We start from the raw sequence: 15065 nt of genomic DNA, 5'->3' as shown, positions 1-15065 counted from the left end.
GCCACTCTTGCACCCGTGAGCCGAACGTGCGTCTTCTTCCACGCCCACCCCGACGACGAAGCCCTGCTGACGGGCGGCACGATGGCGCGCCTCGCCGGGGAAGGCCACCGGGTGGTGCTCGTCATCGCGACCGCCGGTGAACGGGGGTTGAGCGCCCGGCACACCGACCTCGGCGCCGTCCGCACCAGAGAGGCGCACGCGTCGGCCCGCGCGCTCGGCGCGGCACGCGTGGAGTTCCTGGGGTACGCCGATTCCGGGCTGTCCGGCCGGGACGGCGACGACGGGTTCGCCCGCGCCGACGTGGCCGACGCCGCCGGGAAGCTGGCCGAGCTCCTGCACGAGGAACGCGCCGACCTGGTCACCACCTACGACCCCCACGGCGGCTACGGGCACCCCGACCACGTCCAGGTCCACCGCGTCGGCACGCTGGCCGCCGAACTGGCCGGCACACCCCGCGTGTGGGAGGCGACGGTCGACCGCACCCTGCTCCTGCGCGGCCTGAAGCTCGCCCGGCTGGCCCGCAAGTTCGACCTGGCCCCGTTCGAGCAGGCCTTCACCGCACGTCACGAGATCACCCACTCGGTGGACGTGCGGCGGTATGCGCACGCGAAGCGGGCGGCGATGGCGGCGCACGCCACGCAGACCACCGGTGGCGAGTCGACCAGAACCCTCGCCGCGCTGCTCACGCTGCCGCCGCCGCTGTTCAAAGCGGTGCTGGGCACCGAGTGGTTCGTGGAGCGCAAACGGTTGCGGGCCCGATGAGGCGGTGGTCCCGGCTCGGCGCGTCGCTGGCGTCACTCGGCTTGGCGACGTGGCTGGTGATCGCCCTGGTGCCCGCGGTCGGCGGCGTCGCGTGGACCGCCGTCGGCGACCAACTGCGCCGGGTCGGCCCCGGCACGGCGCTCTGGCTGACGGTCCTGTGGCTGGCCGGCCTCTGGGCGTACACCTACGTGCTCACCGGGTCGCTGCCCGGCCTGCGCAACACCCAGGCGTTCACCCTGAACGCGGCGGGCAGCGCGATCAGCAACGTGCTGCCGTTCGGCGGCGCGGCCGGCGTGGCGCTCACAGCCGTGATGGCGTCGAGCTGGGGCCACTCCGCACGGGCGATCACCACGTCGGCGATCGTCAGCGGCCTGTGGAACACCCTGTCCCGGGCGGCACTGCCGATCGTCGCCCTGGCCGTGCAGGGCGCGGTCGTGCCGGGCGACGGAGTCCTGGTCGCGACGATCGGCGCCACCGCCGGCCTGCTGACCGCCGTGGTCGTCCTGCTCCGCCTGCGGTGGCTCGGCCGGCTGCTCGGGAGCCGGGCCACCCGGTTCCTGCTGCGGCTGCGCCGGGAAACCGGCCAGGTCGTCCGGGACCGCTGGCCCCAGCTCACCGCCGCCATGCTCGCCTACCTGCTGCTCCAGGGCGTGCTGCTGTGGTGCTGCCTGGCCGCCGCCGGCGTCCAGCTCGAACCGGGGCAGGCGGTCGCCGCGTTCGCGGTCAGCCGGCTGCTCACCCTGGCCGTGATCACGCCCGGCGGGTTCGGGATCACCGAGAACGGCACCATCGCGCTGCTGGTCGGCCTCGGCGCACCAGCAGCTCCGGCCGTCGCGGGCGTGCTGCTGTTCGCGTTCTTCACCTACCTGGTGGAGATACCGCTCGGCGCCGTCACGTGGCTCGGCTGGTCGGCGCGACGCGCACGTTCCGGGTGACGGCGGCCCGCGCGGCCAGCTCGTCGTCCGCCGGGTAGTCGACCCGGACCAGCGCCAACCCGTGCGGCGGCGCCACCGTGACCTCGCTCGACCGCGCCGTGAGCGACAGCAGCGACGCGGGCCAGCCCACCGGCTTGCGCCCCTCGCCCACCGCGAGCAGCGCACCGACGAGGCTGCGCACCATCGAGTGGCAGAACGCGTCCGCGGACACGAAGGCCGTCAGCACGTCACCGTCCCGCACCCACTCCAGGCGTTGCAGCTCGCGGATCGTCGTCGCACCCTCGCGCCGCCGGCAGAACGCGCAGAAGTCCCGTTCGCCCAGCAACAACTGCGACGCGTCGTTCAACGCGTCGAGTGACAGCGGGCGCGGCCAGGCCAGCGTGTCCAGCCGCCGCAACGGGTGCGCGCCGGAAGCGGCATCGGTGACCCGGTACTCGTAGTGCCGGCGCAACGCGGCGAACCGCGCGTCGAACGCGGCGGGCACGACCCGCGCCGAGAACACCCGCACGTCCGCCGGCAGCGCCCGCGCCAGGCGCTTGGGCAACCCGCCGACGTCCACACCGGACGGCAGGTCGACGTGCGCCACCTGCCCGGACGCGTGCACACCGGCGTCCGTGCGGCCCGCCACGGTCAGCTGCACGTCCTCGCGCAGCACCGTCGACATGGTGTCCTCCAGCACGCCGCAGACCGTCCGGCGATCGGGCTGCCGCGCCCACCCGGAGAAGTCCGTGCCGTCGTACGCCAGGTCCAGTCGCACACGAACGAGCCCGTCGTCCCCAGCGGGAACGACGGGCTCGTCGGTGAAGTTCGCGTCCGTCAGGACTCGTCCTTCTTCTCGTCCTTCGGAGCCTCGTCGGCGCCCTCGGCGGGCTCCTCGGAAGCGTCCTTCGTGGCGGACTCGGGCGCGTCGGCGTCCTGGTCCTGCACGTCCTCGACCTCGGTCTCCTCGGTCACGGCGGCAGCCTCGTCCTGCTTGGCGGGAGCCGCGTCCTTGGCGAACTTGGTCTTGCGGGCGCGCTCCGCCTCGGAGGTGACGGTCTGCTCCGCGACCAACTCGATGACGGCCATGGGCGCGTTGTCGCCCTTGCGCGGCATCGTCTTGGTAATGCGGGTGTAGCCACCGGGGCGGTCGGCGAACTGCGGACCGATCTCGGCGAACAGCTTGTGCACGATGTCCTTGTCGCGGATCACCTTGAGGATCTCACGACGGTTGTGCAGGTCACCGACCTTCGCCTTGCTGATCAGCTTCTCGGCGTACGGGCGGAGCCGCTTCGCCTTCGCCTCGGTGGTCGTGATCCGACCGTGGGTGAACAGGGACGTGGCCAGGTTGGCCAGCATCAGCCGCTCGTGGGCCGGCGAGCCCCCGAGACGGGGTCCCTTGGTGGGGGTGGGCATCGAATTGCTCCTCGGATTTCTTTCTGATCCTCTGCTCCGGCCCGGCCGCTAAGCGACCTCAGAGCTGCTCGGTCTCCGCGTAGTCCTGGCCGTCGTCGTGGTTGTCCACGGCGGTGTCCGTGCCCCAGCCTTCGGCGGGGTAGTCGGACGCGGCGGCCGACGGGTCGAACCCAGGGGGGCTGTCCTTCAGCGCGAGGCCGAGACCGACGAGCTTCATCTTGACCTCGTCGATCGACTTCGCACCGAAGTTGCGGATGTCCAGCAGGTCCGCCTCGCTGCGCGAGACCAGCTCGCCCACGGTGTGGATGCCCTCGCGCTTGAGGCAGTTGTAGGACCGGACGGTGAGGTCCAGGTCCTCGATCGGCATCGCGAACGCCGCGATGGTGTCCGCCTCGGCGGGCGAGGGGCCGATCTCGATGCCCTCGGCGTCGACGTTCAGCTCGCGAGCGAGACCGAACAGCTCGACCAGCGTCTTACCAGCCGACGCGACAGCGTCACGCGGCGTGATGGACGGCTTGGTCTCGACGTCGAGGATCAGCTTGTCGAAGTCGGTCCGCTGCTCGACACGGGTGGCCTCGACCTTGTAGGTCACCTTCATGACGGGCGAGTAGATCGAGTCGACCGGAATGCGGCCGATCTCGGCACCGGCCTGCTTGTTCTGGACGGCGGGGACGTAACCGCGACCGCGCTCGACCACGAGCTCGATCTCCAGCTTGCCCTTGCCGTTCAGGGTGGCGATGTGCAGGTCGGGGTTGTGCACGGTGACACCGGCCGGAGGCACGATGTCGCCCGCGGTCACCGCGCCCGGCCCCTGCTTGCGCAGGTACATGGTCACCGGCTCGTCCTCCTCGGAGCTGACGACCAGCTCCTTGAGGTTGAGGATGATGTCGGTGACGTCTTCCTTCACACCGGGGACGGTCGTGAACTCGTGCAGCACACCGTCGATGCGGATGCTGGTCACGGCCGCGCCGGGGATGGACGACAGCAGGGTGCGGCGGATCGAGTTGCCGAGGGTGTAGCCGAAGCCCGGCTCCAGCGGCTCGATGACGAACCGGGAGCGGGTCTCGTTGACCGCTTCCTCGCTGAGCGAGGGACGCTGGGAAATCAGCACTGGGTTCTTCCTCTCTTACCCCGACGCCCGCTATTTGACGTCGTGGAAGCCGGTCGCGGAGACCGGCAAACGCATGCGACACACCATTCCGTGCCGCCGCGGGACCCGACTGGAGGGGAATCCGACCAGGTCGGATTCCCCTCCAGGAGGATCACTTCGAGTAGAGCTCGACGATGAGCTGCTCCGTGACGGGCGTGTCGATCTGCGCCCGCTCCGGGAGCTGGTGCACCAGGATGCGCAGGTTGGACTGCACGACCTGGAGCCACGCCGGGATCGGCCGGTCACCGAAGGAAGCGCGCGCGGCCTCGAAGGGCAGCGTGGGCAGCGACTTCGGCTTCACGTCGATGATGTCGAACTTCGACACCCGGAAGCTCGGGATGTTGACCTTCTGGCCGTTCACGATGAAGTGACCGTGGCTGACCAGCTGGCGGGCCTGACGACGGGTGCGCGCGAGACCCGCGCGGTACACCACGTTGTCGAGCCGGGACTCGAGGATCTGGAGCAGGTTCTCACCGGTCTTGCCGGTGCGGCGAACCGCTTCCTCGTAGTAGCGGCGGAACTGCTTCTCCAGCACGCCGTAGGTGTAACGAGCCTTCTGCTTCTCCTGGAGCTGCAGCAGGTACTCGGACTCCTTGATCCGACCGCGGCCGTGCTGGCCGGGCGGGTAAGGACGACGCTCGAACGCCTGGTCCCCGCCGACGAGGTCGACCTTGAGACGGCGCGAGATGCGAGTGGCCGGTCCGGTATAGCGAGCCATAGTGTCTTACTCCTCCCCGTGCCTCAGACCCGGCGCCGCTTGGGCGGGCGGCAGCCGTTGTGGGGCTGCGGGGTCACGTCCTGGATGGTGCCGACCTCGAGGCCGGCTGCCTGCAGCGAACGGATCGCGGTCTCGCGGCCGGAGCCGGGACCCTTCACGAACACGTCCACCTTGCGCATACCGTGCTCGGCGGCCTTGCGCGCGGCGTTCTCGGCGGCCATCTGCGCGGCGAACGGCGTGGACTTGCGAGAGCCCTTGAAGCCGACGTGGCCGGCGGACGCCCAGCTGATCACGTTGCCCATCGGGTCCGTGATGGACACGATGGTGTTGTTGAACGTGCTCTTGATGTGCGCCTGGCCGTGCGAGACGTTCTTCTTTTCCTTGCGCCGGACTTTCTTGACCCCGGCGCCCGTGCGGGACTTGGGTGGCATGTCTGGGTGAACTCCTACTGCTAGAGACGCGAGGTCTTACTTCTTTCCGGCCTTCTTCTTGCCGGCGACGGTCTTCTTCGGACCCTTACGAGTGCGCGCGTTCGTCTTGGTGCGCTGCCCGCGGACGGGCAGGTTGCGACGGTGGCGCAGCCCCTCGTAGCAGCCGATTTCCATCTTCCGGCGGATGTCGGCCTGAACCTCGCGGCGGAGGTCACCCTCGACCTTGAAGTGGTTCTCGATGTATTCCCGCAGCTTCGCCAGGTCGTCGTCACCGAGATCCTTCACCCGGATGTCCGGGGAGATCTCGGTGGCGGTCAGCAGCTCCTTCGAGCGCGTCCGACCGATGCCGAAGATGTAGGTGAGCGCGATCTCCAACCGCTTTTCGCGGGGGAGGTCGACGCCAGCGAGTCGTGCCATACGGCGCTTGCTCCTAACAGTGGTGTCGCTCCAGGTCTGCTCCTCGCCCGATCCCGGGACTGACTCGCTGTGTCAGTGTCCGTTCGCTCTCGCGACCGGTGTCCCGGCCCCGGCCTGGAGTCCGGGGGTGTGCCGCACGTGGTTCCTCGTGCGGCAGGTGCGAGGAGGCTTACTCGGTGTCGCGTCCGCTGAAGACTCGACTCGTGCTGGTCTGGTCAGCCCTGGCGCTGCTTGTGGCGCAGGTTCTCGCAGATCACCATGACCCGGCCGTGACGGCGGATCACCTTGCACTTGTCGCAGATCTTCTTGACGCTCGGCTGGACCTTCACGCCTGAGCTTCTCCTGCGTCAGCCGGCGTGCCCTTGTGCGAGCACGCCGGAGGTCACTTGTAGCGGTAGACGATGCGCCCGCGGGACAGGTCGTAGGGCGAGAGCTCCACGACAACCCGGTCCTCAGGGAGGATGCGGATGTAGTGCTGACGCATCTTGCCGCTGATGTGTGCCAGGACCTTGTGACCGTTCTCCAACTCGACGCGGAACATCGCGTTGGGAAGCGGCTCGACTACGCGGCCCTCGACCTCAATGGCCCCGTCCTTCTTGCCCATGTCCTCCGCGTTTCGTGACGGTGGGTGTTGCTTCCGAAGTGCGGGCACGCAGCGCCCCGACTCCTCCAGGCCCTTGCGAACCCTGTCAGCACCGGGGAAGAGCTCCCCGGGCATGACGGAACCGGCGCGACGTGTGCGCCACCCGTCCATACTACGCGGGTCGGCGCGAACGCCCAAATCGGCCAGGTGACCCGGCACAGCGCCACCGGCGGCCGACGTCGTTGGGCGCCTACGAGAACGGCGTTACGATTGAAATCGCCGCTGCGGGCGTGCCCGGGTGCCGGGCCAGATCGCGGTGAGCGCCTTCAACGCCTATCCCCCCACGACCGGACTTCACCGGATCGGGTGACGTCGGCGCCGTGACCGCGACGGCGTGGGCGGCGGGCCGGACAGGCGGGACGCCCGGCAGGTCGGCCGGCTCACCCCGCGTCCTGGCCGCCCAGGCCCGCACCACCCCGGGTCGAACTCGGCCAGGTCGAGGCTGCCCTCGGCGTGTGCGCGGTGCAACCACTGCCGGACCGGTTCGCGTTCGACGTCGGAGGCCCGGACGTCGGAGGCCCGGACGTCTTCGGGCCGGACTGGCCGGTTCACCGCTCGATCCGACCGCACGAGCCGTCCACGAGGAGGCCGGACCCGGCACGGCCGAGCGGGAAGGTCAGGCGTCGAGGGCGGTGAGGACCCAGGGACCGTCGTCGGTGATCGCCACCGAGTGCTCCCAGTGCGCCGCGCGCGAGCCGTCGGACGTGACGACGGTCCAGCCGTCGTCCAGCTCCACCGTCTGCTCGGACCCCAGCGTCAGCATCGGCTCGATCGCGATCGCCATGCCGACCTTCAGGCGCGGGCCCTTGCCGGGCTTGCCGTAGTTCGGCAGGAACGGGTCCATGTGCATCTTCGTGCCGATGCCGTGGCCGCCGTAGCCCTCCACGATCCCGTACTCGATGCCGTGCTCCTCGCCGGCGAGGATCGTGGCCGACTCGATCGCGAACGAGATGTCGCTCAGCCGACCGCCGGGCACCGCCGCCTCGATGCCCGCGAGCATCGAGGCCCGCGTCGCGTCGGACAGCTTCAGCTCCGCGTCGGACACCTCGCCGACCGCCAGCGTCACGGCCGAGTCGCCGTGCCACCCGTCGAGGATGGCGCCGCAGTCGATCGAGATCAGGTCACCCTCGACGAGCACCTGCGTGCGGCTGGGGATGCCGTGGACCACCTGCTCGTTCACCGACGCGCAGATCGACGCCGGGAACCCGTGGTAGCCCTTGAACGACGGGATCGCGCCGGCGTCGCGGATGGTCTGCTCCGCCAGCTCGTCCAGCTCGGCGGTGCTGACCCCGGCCTTGGTGTGCGAGGTCAGCAGCGCCAACGTCCGCGCCACGACCAGCCCGGCGGCCCTCATGGCCTCGAGCTGCCCGCGGCTCTTGATCTCGATCATGCGGTCCCGACCGGGGACGATCCGACGCAGCGCACCGACAAGTCCACCGCTCACTTCAGGTCGCGCAACGCGCGGACAGCGCGCTCGCTGATCTCGTCGACCTCGCCGACCGCGTCGATGGTCACGACGATGTCCGCGTAGTAGTCGAGCAGCGGTGCGGTCTCCGTCCGGTACACCTGCTGGCGGTGCCGGATCACGTCTTCCTTGTCGTCCGTGCGACCGCGGGCGAGCAGCCGCTCGACCACGACGTCCTCGGGGACCTGGAACTCCAGCACCGCGTCGAGGGCGTGGCCCTCGGCCGCCAGCATCCCGCCCAGCACGCCCGCCTGGGCGGTGTTGCGCGGGAAGCCGTCGAGCAGGAAGCCGTTCACCGCGTCCGGCTGGGCGAGCCGGACGCGCACCATCTCGTTGGTGACCTCGTCCGGCACCAGCTCGCCCGAGTCCAGGTACTCCTGGACTTCCTTGCCCAGATCGGTCTGCTCGCTGATGTGCGCGCGGAACAGGTCCCCGGTGGAGATGTGCGGCACGCCGAGCTCATCGCTGAGCGTCTTTGCCTGGGTGCCCTTGCCCGCTCCAGGCGGGCCGACGAGAACGAGTCGCACTAGCGGAGGAACCCTTCGTAGTTGCGCTGCATGAGCTGGCTCTCGATCTGCTTCACGGTGTCGAGGCCGACACCGACCATGATCAGCACCGCCGTGCCGCCGAACGGGAAGTTCTGGTTCTGGCCCTGACCGGTGAGATCGAGGAACAGGTTCGGCAGGATGGCGACGATGCCCAGGTAGAGCGAGCCCGGCAGCGTGATCCGCCCCAACACGAAGCGGAGGTACTCGGCGGTGGGACGGCCCGGCCGGATGCCCGGGATGAACCCACCGAACTTCTTCATCTCGTCCGCGCGCTCGTCCGGGTTGAACGTGATGCCGACGTAGAAGTAGGTGAAGAAGACGATCAGCAGGAAGTAGAGCGCGATGTGCACCGGGCTGGACTGGCTCACCAGGTGCGTCTGCACGAACGTCGCCCACCAGCCGGGGGCGGAACCGTCGTTGGACGTCGTCAGCCTGGAGATGAGGTCCGGGAGGTACAGCAGCGACGAGGCGAAGATGACCGGGATGACACCGGCCTGGTTCACCTTGAGCGGCAGGTAGGTCGACGTGCCGCCGTACATCCTGCGGCCGATCATGCGCTTCGCGTACTGGACCGGGATGCGGCGCTGCGCCTGCTCCACGTAGATGACGCTGGCGATGATCAGCAGTGCCGCGAGGCAGACCAGGAAGAACGTCAGGCCACCGCGGTCGAGGATGAGCTTGCCCTCGATCGGGATGCGCGCCGCGATGCCGGTGAAGATCAGCAGCGACATGCCGTTGCCGATGCCCTTCTCGGTGATGATCTCACCGAGCCACATGATCACGCTGGTGCCGGCGGTCATGGCGACCACGAGGACGACCAGGTTGAAGATGCTGTCATCGGGGATGACGTCGAACTCGCAGCCCTGGAACAGCTGCCCTCGCACGGCCAGGGCGATGATGCCCGTGGACTGCAGGACCGCCAGCGCGATGGTCAGGTAGCGGGTGTACTGGGTCAGCTTGCCCTGACCCGCCTGCCCTTCCTTCTTCAGCTGCTCGAACCGCGGAATCACCACGGTGAGCAGCTGCACGATGATGCTGGCGGTGATGTAGGGCATGATGCCCAGCGCGAAGATCGACAAGTTCAGCAGCGCGCCGCCGCTGAACAGGTTGATCAGGGAGTAGATCCCCGATTGGTCGACCGCCTCGACGCACTGTTTGACGTTCTTGAAGGAGACGCCCGGCGCGGGCATGGTCGCGCCCAACCGGTACACCACGACGATCCCGAGTGTGAAAAGGATCTTCTTGCGTAGGTCCGGCGTCGCGAGAGCCGAGCGGAATGCGCCGAGCACGCGAACCTCCATCAGCGTTGCCGCCCCACTGGGGTCGGCATCCTGCGGTACCGGCTGTGTTGCCGGCACAGTCTTGCGGACGTGCCGTCGACCATCGCCGACGGTGGCGGAAGCGACGGGTGGCCGCGACCGACCCGGAGGGCATCCGGGTTCAGCCCGCGACTTTAACAGTCACTTGGCCGATAGCCGTAGTCAGTCTTCCTGCACACTTCGTACATGATCGGCCACCACCGCCGGCAAGCCCCCGAATGGATCAAGTTCGACTCGTGGCCAGCACGCCTGCCATGCCCAGTAGAACAGCCGCGGTGCCCTTGTCGAACCTCGCCTTGGCCCGCCGGGTGAGCCCGGCCTTGCGGATGCCCGCGCCGAGCACCACGTACGCCGTGCCGGCCAGCGCCTCCGCGACCAGGTACACCAGCCCGAGGGTGGCGAGCTGCCACGGGATCGGGCCGCGGGCCGGGTCGACGAACTGGGGCACGAACGCGGTGAAGATGAGCAGCGCCTTGGGGTTCGTGATCGCGACCAGGAACTCCTTGCGCAGCGGCGTGCCCTTCGCGACGGGGGTTTCGCCGCCGCCGGGCTCGGCTGACAGGAGCCGAACGGCCAGGTAGACGAGGTAGGCGACGCCGGCCCACTTGACCACCGTCAACGCGGTCTGGCTGGCGGCGAGGAGTGGCCCGAGCCCCGCGACGACCGCGCCGACCATCAGGGAGAACGCCGCAAGGCGGCCCAGGAGCGCCGTAGCGGCCCGCAACGGACCGTGGTGGACCCCGTGGTGCATCCCGAGGAGGTTGTTGGCGCCAGGGGTCAGTGCGACCAGCACCGAGGCGCCGAAGAAAACAGCGAGCCACATGAGTGCACGCTAACCCGGCGGCCAAGCGGGTTTACGCCGTGCGCGAACGTCCGTCTCAGCAGCACTTCAGGCCCTCGTCCGCCGGCGGGACGCCCCTCGCCGAACGCCGGCAACCGTCAAAAACCAGTGAGTCCTACGTTCAGAACCCGTGAGTCCTACGTTCAGAACCCCCGAATTCAACGCTCGGAACGCGAACGGCCCCCGGAGCGGGAGGCTCCGGGGGCCGTTCGACAGTGCTTCGTGCGTGTCAGAGCACGGTGGTGGTGCCACCGGCGGCGGCGATCTTCTCGACCGCGCTGCCGGAGAACTTGTTCGCCACGACGTCGACCTTCACGCCGTCCAGGTCACCGTTGCCGAGGACCTTCACGAGCTCGTTCTTGCGCACCAGGCCCGCGTTGATGAGGGCGTCCACGTCCACCCGGCCACCGTTCGGGAACAGGCGGGCGATGTCGCCCACGTTCACGACCTGGTACTCCGTGCGGAACGGGTTGCGGAAGCCCTTCAGCTTCGGCAGGCGCATGTGCAGCGGCATCTGGCCACCCTCGAAGCGCGGGGAAACGTTCTTCCGCGCGCCGGTGCCCTTCGTACCGCGACCGGCCGTCTTGCCCTTGGAGCCCTCACCGCGACCGACACGGGTCTTCGCGGTCTTGGCGCCGGGGGCCGGACGCAGGTCATGGATCTTGATGGTCACGACTGGACCTCCTCGACGACCACCAGGTGGCGCACGGTCTGGATCAAACCGCGCACCTGCGGCGTGTCCTCGCGGACCACCGACTGGCGGATCTTGCGCAGACCGAGGGTCCGGAGGGACTCACGGTGGTTGCGCTTGGTACCGATGCTGCTCTTGACCTGGGTCACCTTGAGCTCGGCCATGGTCACACCGCCCCTGCACGTGCACGGAGCATGCCGGCGGGAGCCACATCCTCGAGCGGCAGACCGCGACGGGCGGCCACCTCCTCGGGACGCTGGAGGCCCTTCAGGGCCGCCACCGTGGCGTGCACGATGTTGATCGCGTTGTCGGAGCCCAGCGACTTGCTCAGCACGTCGTGGACACCGGCGCACTCGAGCACCGCGCGGACCGCGCCACCGGCGATGACACCGGTACCGGCCGAAGCCGGGCGCAGCAGCACCACACCGGCCGCCTTCTCGCCCTGGATCGGGTGAGGGATCGTGCCCGCGATGCGGGGGACGCGGAAGAAGTTCTTCTTCGCCTCCTCCACACCCTTGGCGATCGCCGCGGGCACTTCCTTGGCCTTGCCGTAGCCGACACCGACCATGCCGTCACCGTCGCCCACCACGACCAGCGCGGTGAAGCTGAAGCGACGACCACCCTTCACGACCTTCGAGACGCGGTTGATGGCAACCACGCGCTCCAGGTGGGGGGTCTTCTCCTGGGCCGCTCCGCCGCGGCCACCGTCACGACGGTCGCGGCGCTCTCCGCGCTCGCCCCCGCCGCCTTCGCGACGCGTGCGTCCTGGCATCAGGCGTCCCTCTCAATTCCGGTGATGTGCATTGTCAGAACTCCAGCCCCGCCTCGCGGGCGGCATCGGCCAGAGCGGCGATCCGACCGTGGTAGGCGTTGCCGCCCCGGTCGAACACGACCTTGGTGATCCCGGCGTCCTTGGCACGCGCGGCGGCCAGCTGACCGACCTTCGTCGCACGGGCCTTCTTGTCGCCGTCGATCGCCCGGACGTCCGCCTCCACGGAGGAGGCAGCCGCAAGGGTCCGGCCGGCGATGTCGTCGATGATCTGCACGGTGATGTGCTTCGACGAGCGGTGCACGACCAGGCGCGGGCGCTCCGCCGTGCCGCTGACCTTCTTGCGGAGGCGGAAGTGACGGCGCGTCTTGGCGATGCGGCGAGTGGTCGAGATGTCCTTGCCCACCGGCTTGCGCTTCGTTGCAGTCTCGCTCATGTCACTTACCCGTCTTTCCGACCTTGCGGCGGATCTTCTCACCCGAGTAGCGCACGCCCTTGCCCTTGTACGGGTCGGGCTTGCGCAGCTTGCGGATGTTGGCGGCGACCTCGCCGACGAGCTGCTTGTCGATGCCGGCCACGGAGAAGCGGGTCGGGGTCTCCACCGCGAAGGTGATGCCCGCGGGGGCCTCGACCTTCACCGGGTGGCTGTAGCCCAGCGCGAACTCCAGGTCGGAACCCTTCAGCGCCACGCGGTAACCGACACCGTGGATTTCCATCTTCTTCTCGTAGCCCTGCGTCACGCCGACGACCATGTTCTGCACCAGGGTGCGCGACAGGCCGTGGAGCGAGCGGCTGCGACGCTCGTCGTTCGGGCGCTTCACCTCGAGAGTGCCGTCCTCGGCCTTCTCGATGATGATCGGCTCAGCGATGTTCAGCGACAGGGTGCCCTTCGGGCCCTTGACGCTGACAGCCTGGCCATCGATGTTCACGTCGACCCCGGAGGGGACGGTGATCGGCAGTTTTCCGATGCGCGACATTGCCTAGTCCCCCTTCCTCACCAGACGTAGGCGAGGACTTCTCCGCCCACGCCCGACTTGTTGGCCTGGCGGTCGGTCATCAGACCGCCAGAGGTCGAAATGATCGCGACGCCCAGACCGCCCAGCACCTTCGGCAGGTTGGTCGACTTCGCGTAAATGCGCAGGCCCGGCTTCGACACGCGGCGGAGGCCGGCGATGCTGCGCTCCCGGTTCGGGCCGTACTTCAGCTCGATCACCAGGTTCTTCGCCACGTCGCCCTGCTCATCGCGGTAGCTCGCGATGTAACCCTCGCGCTTGAGGATCTCGGCGATGCTGGCCTTCAACTTGGAGTGCGGCATCACGACCTTGTCGTGATAAGCCGAGTTCGCGTTCCGCAGACGCGTCAACATGTCTGCGATCGGGTCGGTCATCGTCATGGTGACCTGGTCAACCTTTCTCGCTGCGGTTCCCCAGCCAGGGTCCGAGCCGACCTTGCGGCCGGCTGGTCGTGGACGGGCCTACAGCGAAGTGATGAGTCTCAGAAAAACCTGCCGCCGAGCCGGACTTACCAGCTGGACTTGTTCACACCGGGCAGCTCGCCCCGGTGCGCCATCTCGCGGAGGCAGATCCGGCACAGGCCGAACTTGCGGAACACCGAGTGCGGGCGACCGCAACGCTGGCAGCGGGTGTAACCCCGCACCTTGAACTTCGGCTTGGCCGCGGCCTTGTTGATCAGCGCCTTCTTGGCCATGATCAGTTCTCCTTGAACGGGAAGCCCAGGTGCTTCAGCAGCGCCCGGCCCTCTTCGTCGTTGGTCGCGGTCGTCACCACGGTGATGTCCATGCCGCGGGGGCGGTCGATGGCGTCCGGGTCGATCTCGTGGAACATCGACTGCTCGTTGAGACCGAACGTGTAGTTCCCGTTGCCGTCGAACTGCTTGCCCGAGAGACCGCGGAAGTCGCGGATACGCGGGAGGGCGATCGTCAGCAGGCGGTCCAGGAACTCCCACATGCGGTCGCCGCGCAGCGTGACGCGCGCACCGATCGGCATGCCCTCGCGCAGCTTGAACTGCGCGATGGACTTGCGGGCCTTGCGGACCTCGGGCCGCTGGCCCGTGATGATCGACAGGTCCTTGACGGCGCCCTCGATCAGCTTGCCGTCGCGGGCGGCGTCACCGACACCCATGTTGACGACGACCTTCACCACGCCGGGGATCTGCATGACGTTGGCGTACTCGAACTGCTCGCGCAGCGCGACGACGATCTCTTCGCGGTAGCGCGTCTTCAGCCGCGGCAGGGTCTTCTCAACGGTGGTCATCAGATGTCCTTCCCGTTACGACGGGAAATGCGGACCCGCTTACCCTCGTCGTTCGTCCGGTAGCCCACACGGGTCGGCTTGCCGTCCGAGTCGACCACCATCACGTTGGACACGTGGATGGGGGCCTCCTGGGTCACGATGCCGCCCGACTGCGCGCCGCGCTGGGTCTGCGTGATCCGGGTGTGCTTCTTGATGCGGTTGACGCCCTCGACCAGGACGCGGTTCTCAGCGGGGTAGGCCATGATGACCTTGCCGCGAGCACCCTTGTCCTTGCCGGCGATAACCACGACGGTGTCGCCCTTCTTCACCTTCATGATCAGAGCACCTCCGGCGCCAACGAGATGATCTTCATGAACTTCTTGTCGCGGAGCTCACGACCGACGGGGCCGAAGATGCGGGTGCCCCGCGGCTCGTTGTCGTTCTTGATGAGCACCGCGGCGTTCTCGTCGAACCGGATGTAAGAGCCGTCGGGACGGCGCTTCTCCTTGACGGTGCGGACGATGACCGCCTTGACGACGTCGCCCTTCTTGACGCCGGCACCCGGGATGGCCTGCTTCACCGTCGCGACGATGATGTCCCCGATGCCCGCGTAGCGGCGGCCCGAGCCACCGAGAACACGGATGCAGAGGATTTCCTTCGCACCGGTGTTGTCGGCGACGCGTAGCCGCGACTCCTGCTGGATCACTTACCTACTCCTTGACCATTCCT

25 protein-coding genes are annotated in these 15065 nt (G+C 68.5%); 2 read left to right on the top strand and 23 right to left on the bottom strand.

Annotation, left to right across the window (positions count from 1 at the left end):
* The first annotated feature begins 15 nt into the window (after positions 1-15).
* Both OQ02_RS04125 and OQ02_RS04120 read left to right on the top strand, forming a co-directional pair.
* Positions 16-762 carry a PIG-L deacetylase family protein gene (locus OQ02_RS04125; protein WP_033436738.1) on the top strand — a complete coding sequence of 249 codons (747 nt, stop codon included), beginning with the start codon at positions 16-18 and terminating at the stop codon, positions 760-762.
* A complete protein-coding gene (locus OQ02_RS04120; RefSeq protein WP_033436737.1) occupies positions 759-1697 on the top strand; it encodes a lysylphosphatidylglycerol synthase domain-containing protein in 939 nt (312 codons plus the stop codon). Before OQ02_RS04125 ends, OQ02_RS04120 begins: the two co-directional genes overlap by 4 nt.
* On the opposite strand, the gene truA is transcribed toward OQ02_RS04120, so the two are convergent.
* From truA to rplN, 23 genes are all read right to left on the bottom strand, one after another.
* Positions 1654-2454: a tRNA pseudouridine(38-40) synthase TruA gene (gene truA / locus OQ02_RS04115; protein ID WP_231499853.1), complete on the bottom strand. Its 801-nt coding sequence runs from the start codon at positions 2452-2454 to the stop codon at positions 1654-1656. The two genes, OQ02_RS04120 and truA, sit on opposite strands and share 44 nt — an antisense overlap.
* 59 nt (positions 2455-2513) lie before the next feature.
* Positions 2514-3092, bottom strand: coding sequence for a 50S ribosomal protein L17 (gene rplQ, locus OQ02_RS04110; RefSeq protein ID WP_033436735.1), 579 nt, complete (start codon positions 3090-3092; stop codon positions 2514-2516).
* Between the two features lie 58 nt (positions 3093-3150).
* A complete protein-coding gene (locus OQ02_RS04105; protein WP_033436734.1) occupies positions 3151-4203 on the bottom strand; it encodes a DNA-directed RNA polymerase subunit alpha in 1053 nt (350 codons plus the stop codon).
* Positions 4204-4354: 151 nt separating this feature from the next.
* On the bottom strand, positions 4355-4960 hold the full coding sequence (gene rpsD / locus OQ02_RS04100) for a 30S ribosomal protein S4 (RefSeq protein ID WP_033436733.1): 606 nt from the start codon (positions 4958-4960) through the stop codon (positions 4355-4357).
* Between the two features lie 23 nt (positions 4961-4983).
* Positions 4984-5391, bottom strand: coding sequence for a 30S ribosomal protein S11 (rpsK, locus tag OQ02_RS04095; RefSeq protein WP_033436732.1), 408 nt, complete (start codon positions 5389-5391; stop codon positions 4984-4986).
* A 36-nt stretch (positions 5392-5427) separates the two neighbouring features.
* Positions 5428-5808 carry a 30S ribosomal protein S13 gene (gene rpsM / locus OQ02_RS04090; RefSeq protein WP_033436731.1) on the bottom strand — a complete coding sequence of 127 codons (381 nt, stop codon included), beginning with the start codon at positions 5806-5808 and terminating at the stop codon, positions 5428-5430.
* A 215-nt stretch (positions 5809-6023) separates the two neighbouring features.
* On the bottom strand, positions 6024-6137 hold the full coding sequence (gene rpmJ, locus OQ02_RS04085) for a 50S ribosomal protein L36 (RefSeq protein WP_010148647.1): 114 nt from the start codon (positions 6135-6137) through the stop codon (positions 6024-6026).
* A 53-nt stretch (positions 6138-6190) separates the two neighbouring features.
* Positions 6191-6412, bottom strand: coding sequence for a translation initiation factor IF-1 (gene infA / locus OQ02_RS04080; RefSeq protein WP_005166804.1), 222 nt, complete (start codon positions 6410-6412; stop codon positions 6191-6193).
* A 333-nt stretch (positions 6413-6745) separates the two neighbouring features.
* Complete coding sequence (locus OQ02_RS47105) at positions 6746-7003, bottom strand: DUF1707 SHOCT-like domain-containing protein (RefSeq protein WP_197043206.1); 258 nt, start codon at positions 7001-7003, stop codon at positions 6746-6748.
* Between the two features lie 64 nt (positions 7004-7067).
* Positions 7068-7841: a type I methionyl aminopeptidase gene (gene map, locus OQ02_RS04075; RefSeq protein ID WP_033436730.1), complete on the bottom strand. Its 774-nt coding sequence runs from the start codon at positions 7839-7841 to the stop codon at positions 7068-7070.
* Positions 7842-7891: 50 nt separating this feature from the next.
* Complete coding sequence (locus tag OQ02_RS04070; protein ID WP_033436729.1) at positions 7892-8443, bottom strand: adenylate kinase; 552 nt, start codon at positions 8441-8443, stop codon at positions 7892-7894.
* Positions 8443-9753 carry a preprotein translocase subunit SecY gene (gene secY, locus OQ02_RS04065; protein WP_033437022.1) on the bottom strand — a complete coding sequence of 437 codons (1311 nt, stop codon included), beginning with the start codon at positions 9751-9753 and terminating at the stop codon, positions 8443-8445. The genes OQ02_RS04070 and secY overlap by 1 nt, the downstream gene beginning before the upstream one ends.
* Positions 9754-10006: 253 nt before the next feature.
* The gene (locus OQ02_RS04060) at positions 10007-10606 is read right to left on the bottom strand and encodes a LysE family translocator (RefSeq protein ID WP_033436728.1); all 600 of its coding nucleotides are present in this window, start codon (positions 10604-10606) and stop codon (positions 10007-10009) included.
* Between the two features lie 247 nt (positions 10607-10853).
* Complete coding sequence (rplO, locus tag OQ02_RS04055) at positions 10854-11297, bottom strand: 50S ribosomal protein L15 (RefSeq protein WP_037329521.1); 444 nt, start codon at positions 11295-11297, stop codon at positions 10854-10856.
* Positions 11294-11479: a 50S ribosomal protein L30 gene (rpmD, locus tag OQ02_RS04050; protein ID WP_033436727.1), complete on the bottom strand. Its 186-nt coding sequence runs from the start codon at positions 11477-11479 to the stop codon at positions 11294-11296. The genes rplO and rpmD overlap by 4 nt, the downstream gene beginning before the upstream one ends.
* 2 nt (positions 11480-11481) lie before the next feature.
* Positions 11482-12087, bottom strand: a complete 606-nt coding sequence (gene rpsE / locus OQ02_RS04045; protein WP_037329520.1) for a 30S ribosomal protein S5 — start codon at positions 12085-12087, stop codon at positions 11482-11484.
* Positions 12088-12121: 34 nt separating this feature from the next.
* Positions 12122-12520 carry a 50S ribosomal protein L18 gene (rplR, locus tag OQ02_RS04040; RefSeq protein WP_037329519.1) on the bottom strand — a complete coding sequence of 133 codons (399 nt, stop codon included), beginning with the start codon at positions 12518-12520 and terminating at the stop codon, positions 12122-12124.
* A gap of 1 nt (position 12521) precedes the next feature.
* A complete protein-coding gene (gene rplF / locus OQ02_RS04035) occupies positions 12522-13061 on the bottom strand; it encodes a 50S ribosomal protein L6 (protein WP_033436726.1) in 540 nt (179 codons plus the stop codon).
* Positions 13062-13078: 17 nt separating this feature from the next.
* Entirely contained in the window at positions 13079-13477 is a 399-nt protein-coding gene (gene rpsH, locus OQ02_RS04030) for a 30S ribosomal protein S8 (protein WP_033436725.1), read from the bottom strand.
* 128 nt (positions 13478-13605) lie between these two features.
* On the bottom strand, positions 13606-13791 hold the full coding sequence (locus tag OQ02_RS04025; protein ID WP_033436724.1) for a type Z 30S ribosomal protein S14: 186 nt from the start codon (positions 13789-13791) through the stop codon (positions 13606-13608).
* 2 nt (positions 13792-13793) lie between these two features.
* Entirely contained in the window at positions 13794-14357 is a 564-nt protein-coding gene (gene rplE, locus OQ02_RS04020; protein ID WP_033436723.1) for a 50S ribosomal protein L5, read from the bottom strand.
* A complete protein-coding gene (gene rplX, locus OQ02_RS04015; RefSeq protein ID WP_033436722.1) occupies positions 14357-14671 on the bottom strand; it encodes a 50S ribosomal protein L24 in 315 nt (104 codons plus the stop codon). The genes rplE and rplX overlap by 1 nt, the downstream gene beginning before the upstream one ends.
* A gap of 2 nt (positions 14672-14673) precedes the next feature.
* Positions 14674-15042, bottom strand: coding sequence for a 50S ribosomal protein L14 (rplN, locus tag OQ02_RS04010; protein ID WP_033436721.1), 369 nt, complete (start codon positions 15040-15042; stop codon positions 14674-14676).
* Positions 15043-15065 lie beyond the last annotated feature (23 nt).

This window comes from Saccharothrix sp. NRRL B-16314 (genome assembly GCF_000716595.1).
In the GTDB taxonomy this organism is placed as follows: Bacteria; Actinomycetota; Actinomycetes; order Mycobacteriales; family Pseudonocardiaceae; genus Actinosynnema.
This window is presented reverse-complemented; position numbering and strand designations above follow the sequence as displayed.

Bases quoted from the DNA above. Each gene is read 5' to 3' on its own strand.
- map (WP_033436730.1), bottom strand. From the start codon at position 7,841: ATGATCGAGATCAAGAGCCGCGGGCAGCTCGAGGCCATGAGGGCCGCC.
- rplR (WP_037329519.1), bottom strand. From the start codon at position 12,520: ATGAGCGAGACTGCAACGAAGCGCAAGCCGGTGGGCAAGGACATCTCG.
- rplX (WP_033436722.1), bottom strand. From the start codon at position 14,671: ATGAAGGTGAAGAAGGGCGACACCGTCGTGGTTATCGCCGGCAAGGAC.
- rpsK (WP_033436732.1), bottom strand. From the start codon at position 5,391: ATGCCACCCAAGTCCCGCACGGGCGCCGGGGTCAAGAAAGTCCGGCGC.
- OQ02_RS04120 (WP_033436737.1), top strand. From the start codon at position 759: ATGAGGCGGTGGTCCCGGCTCGGCGCGTCGCTGGCGTCACTCGGCTTG.
- rplF (WP_033436726.1), bottom strand. From the start codon at position 13,061: ATGTCGCGCATCGGAAAACTGCCGATCACCGTCCCCTCCGGGGTCGAC.
- rpsD (WP_033436733.1), bottom strand. From the start codon at position 4,960: ATGGCTCGCTATACCGGACCGGCCACTCGCATCTCGCGCCGTCTCAAG.
- OQ02_RS04025 (WP_033436724.1), bottom strand. From the start codon at position 13,791: ATGGCCAAGAAGGCGCTGATCAACAAGGCCGCGGCCAAGCCGAAGTTC.
- infA (WP_005166804.1), bottom strand. From the start codon at position 6,412: ATGGGCAAGAAGGACGGGGCCATTGAGGTCGAGGGCCGCGTAGTCGAG.
- rpsM (WP_033436731.1), bottom strand. From the start codon at position 5,808: ATGGCACGACTCGCTGGCGTCGACCTCCCCCGCGAAAAGCGGTTGGAG.
- rpmD (WP_033436727.1), bottom strand. From the start codon at position 11,479: ATGGCCGAGCTCAAGGTGACCCAGGTCAAGAGCAGCATCGGTACCAAG.
- rplE (WP_033436723.1), bottom strand. From the start codon at position 14,357: ATGACCACCGTTGAGAAGACCCTGCCGCGGCTGAAGACGCGCTACCGC.
- rplQ (WP_033436735.1), bottom strand. From the start codon at position 3,092: ATGCCCACCCCCACCAAGGGACCCCGTCTCGGGGGCTCGCCGGCCCAC.
- rpsH (WP_033436725.1), bottom strand. From the start codon at position 13,477: ATGACGATGACCGACCCGATCGCAGACATGTTGACGCGTCTGCGGAAC.
- rpsE (WP_037329520.1), bottom strand. From the start codon at position 12,087: ATGCCAGGACGCACGCGTCGCGAAGGCGGCGGGGGCGAGCGCGGAGAG.
- OQ02_RS04060 (WP_033436728.1), bottom strand. From the start codon at position 10,606: ATGTGGCTCGCTGTTTTCTTCGGCGCCTCGGTGCTGGTCGCACTGACC.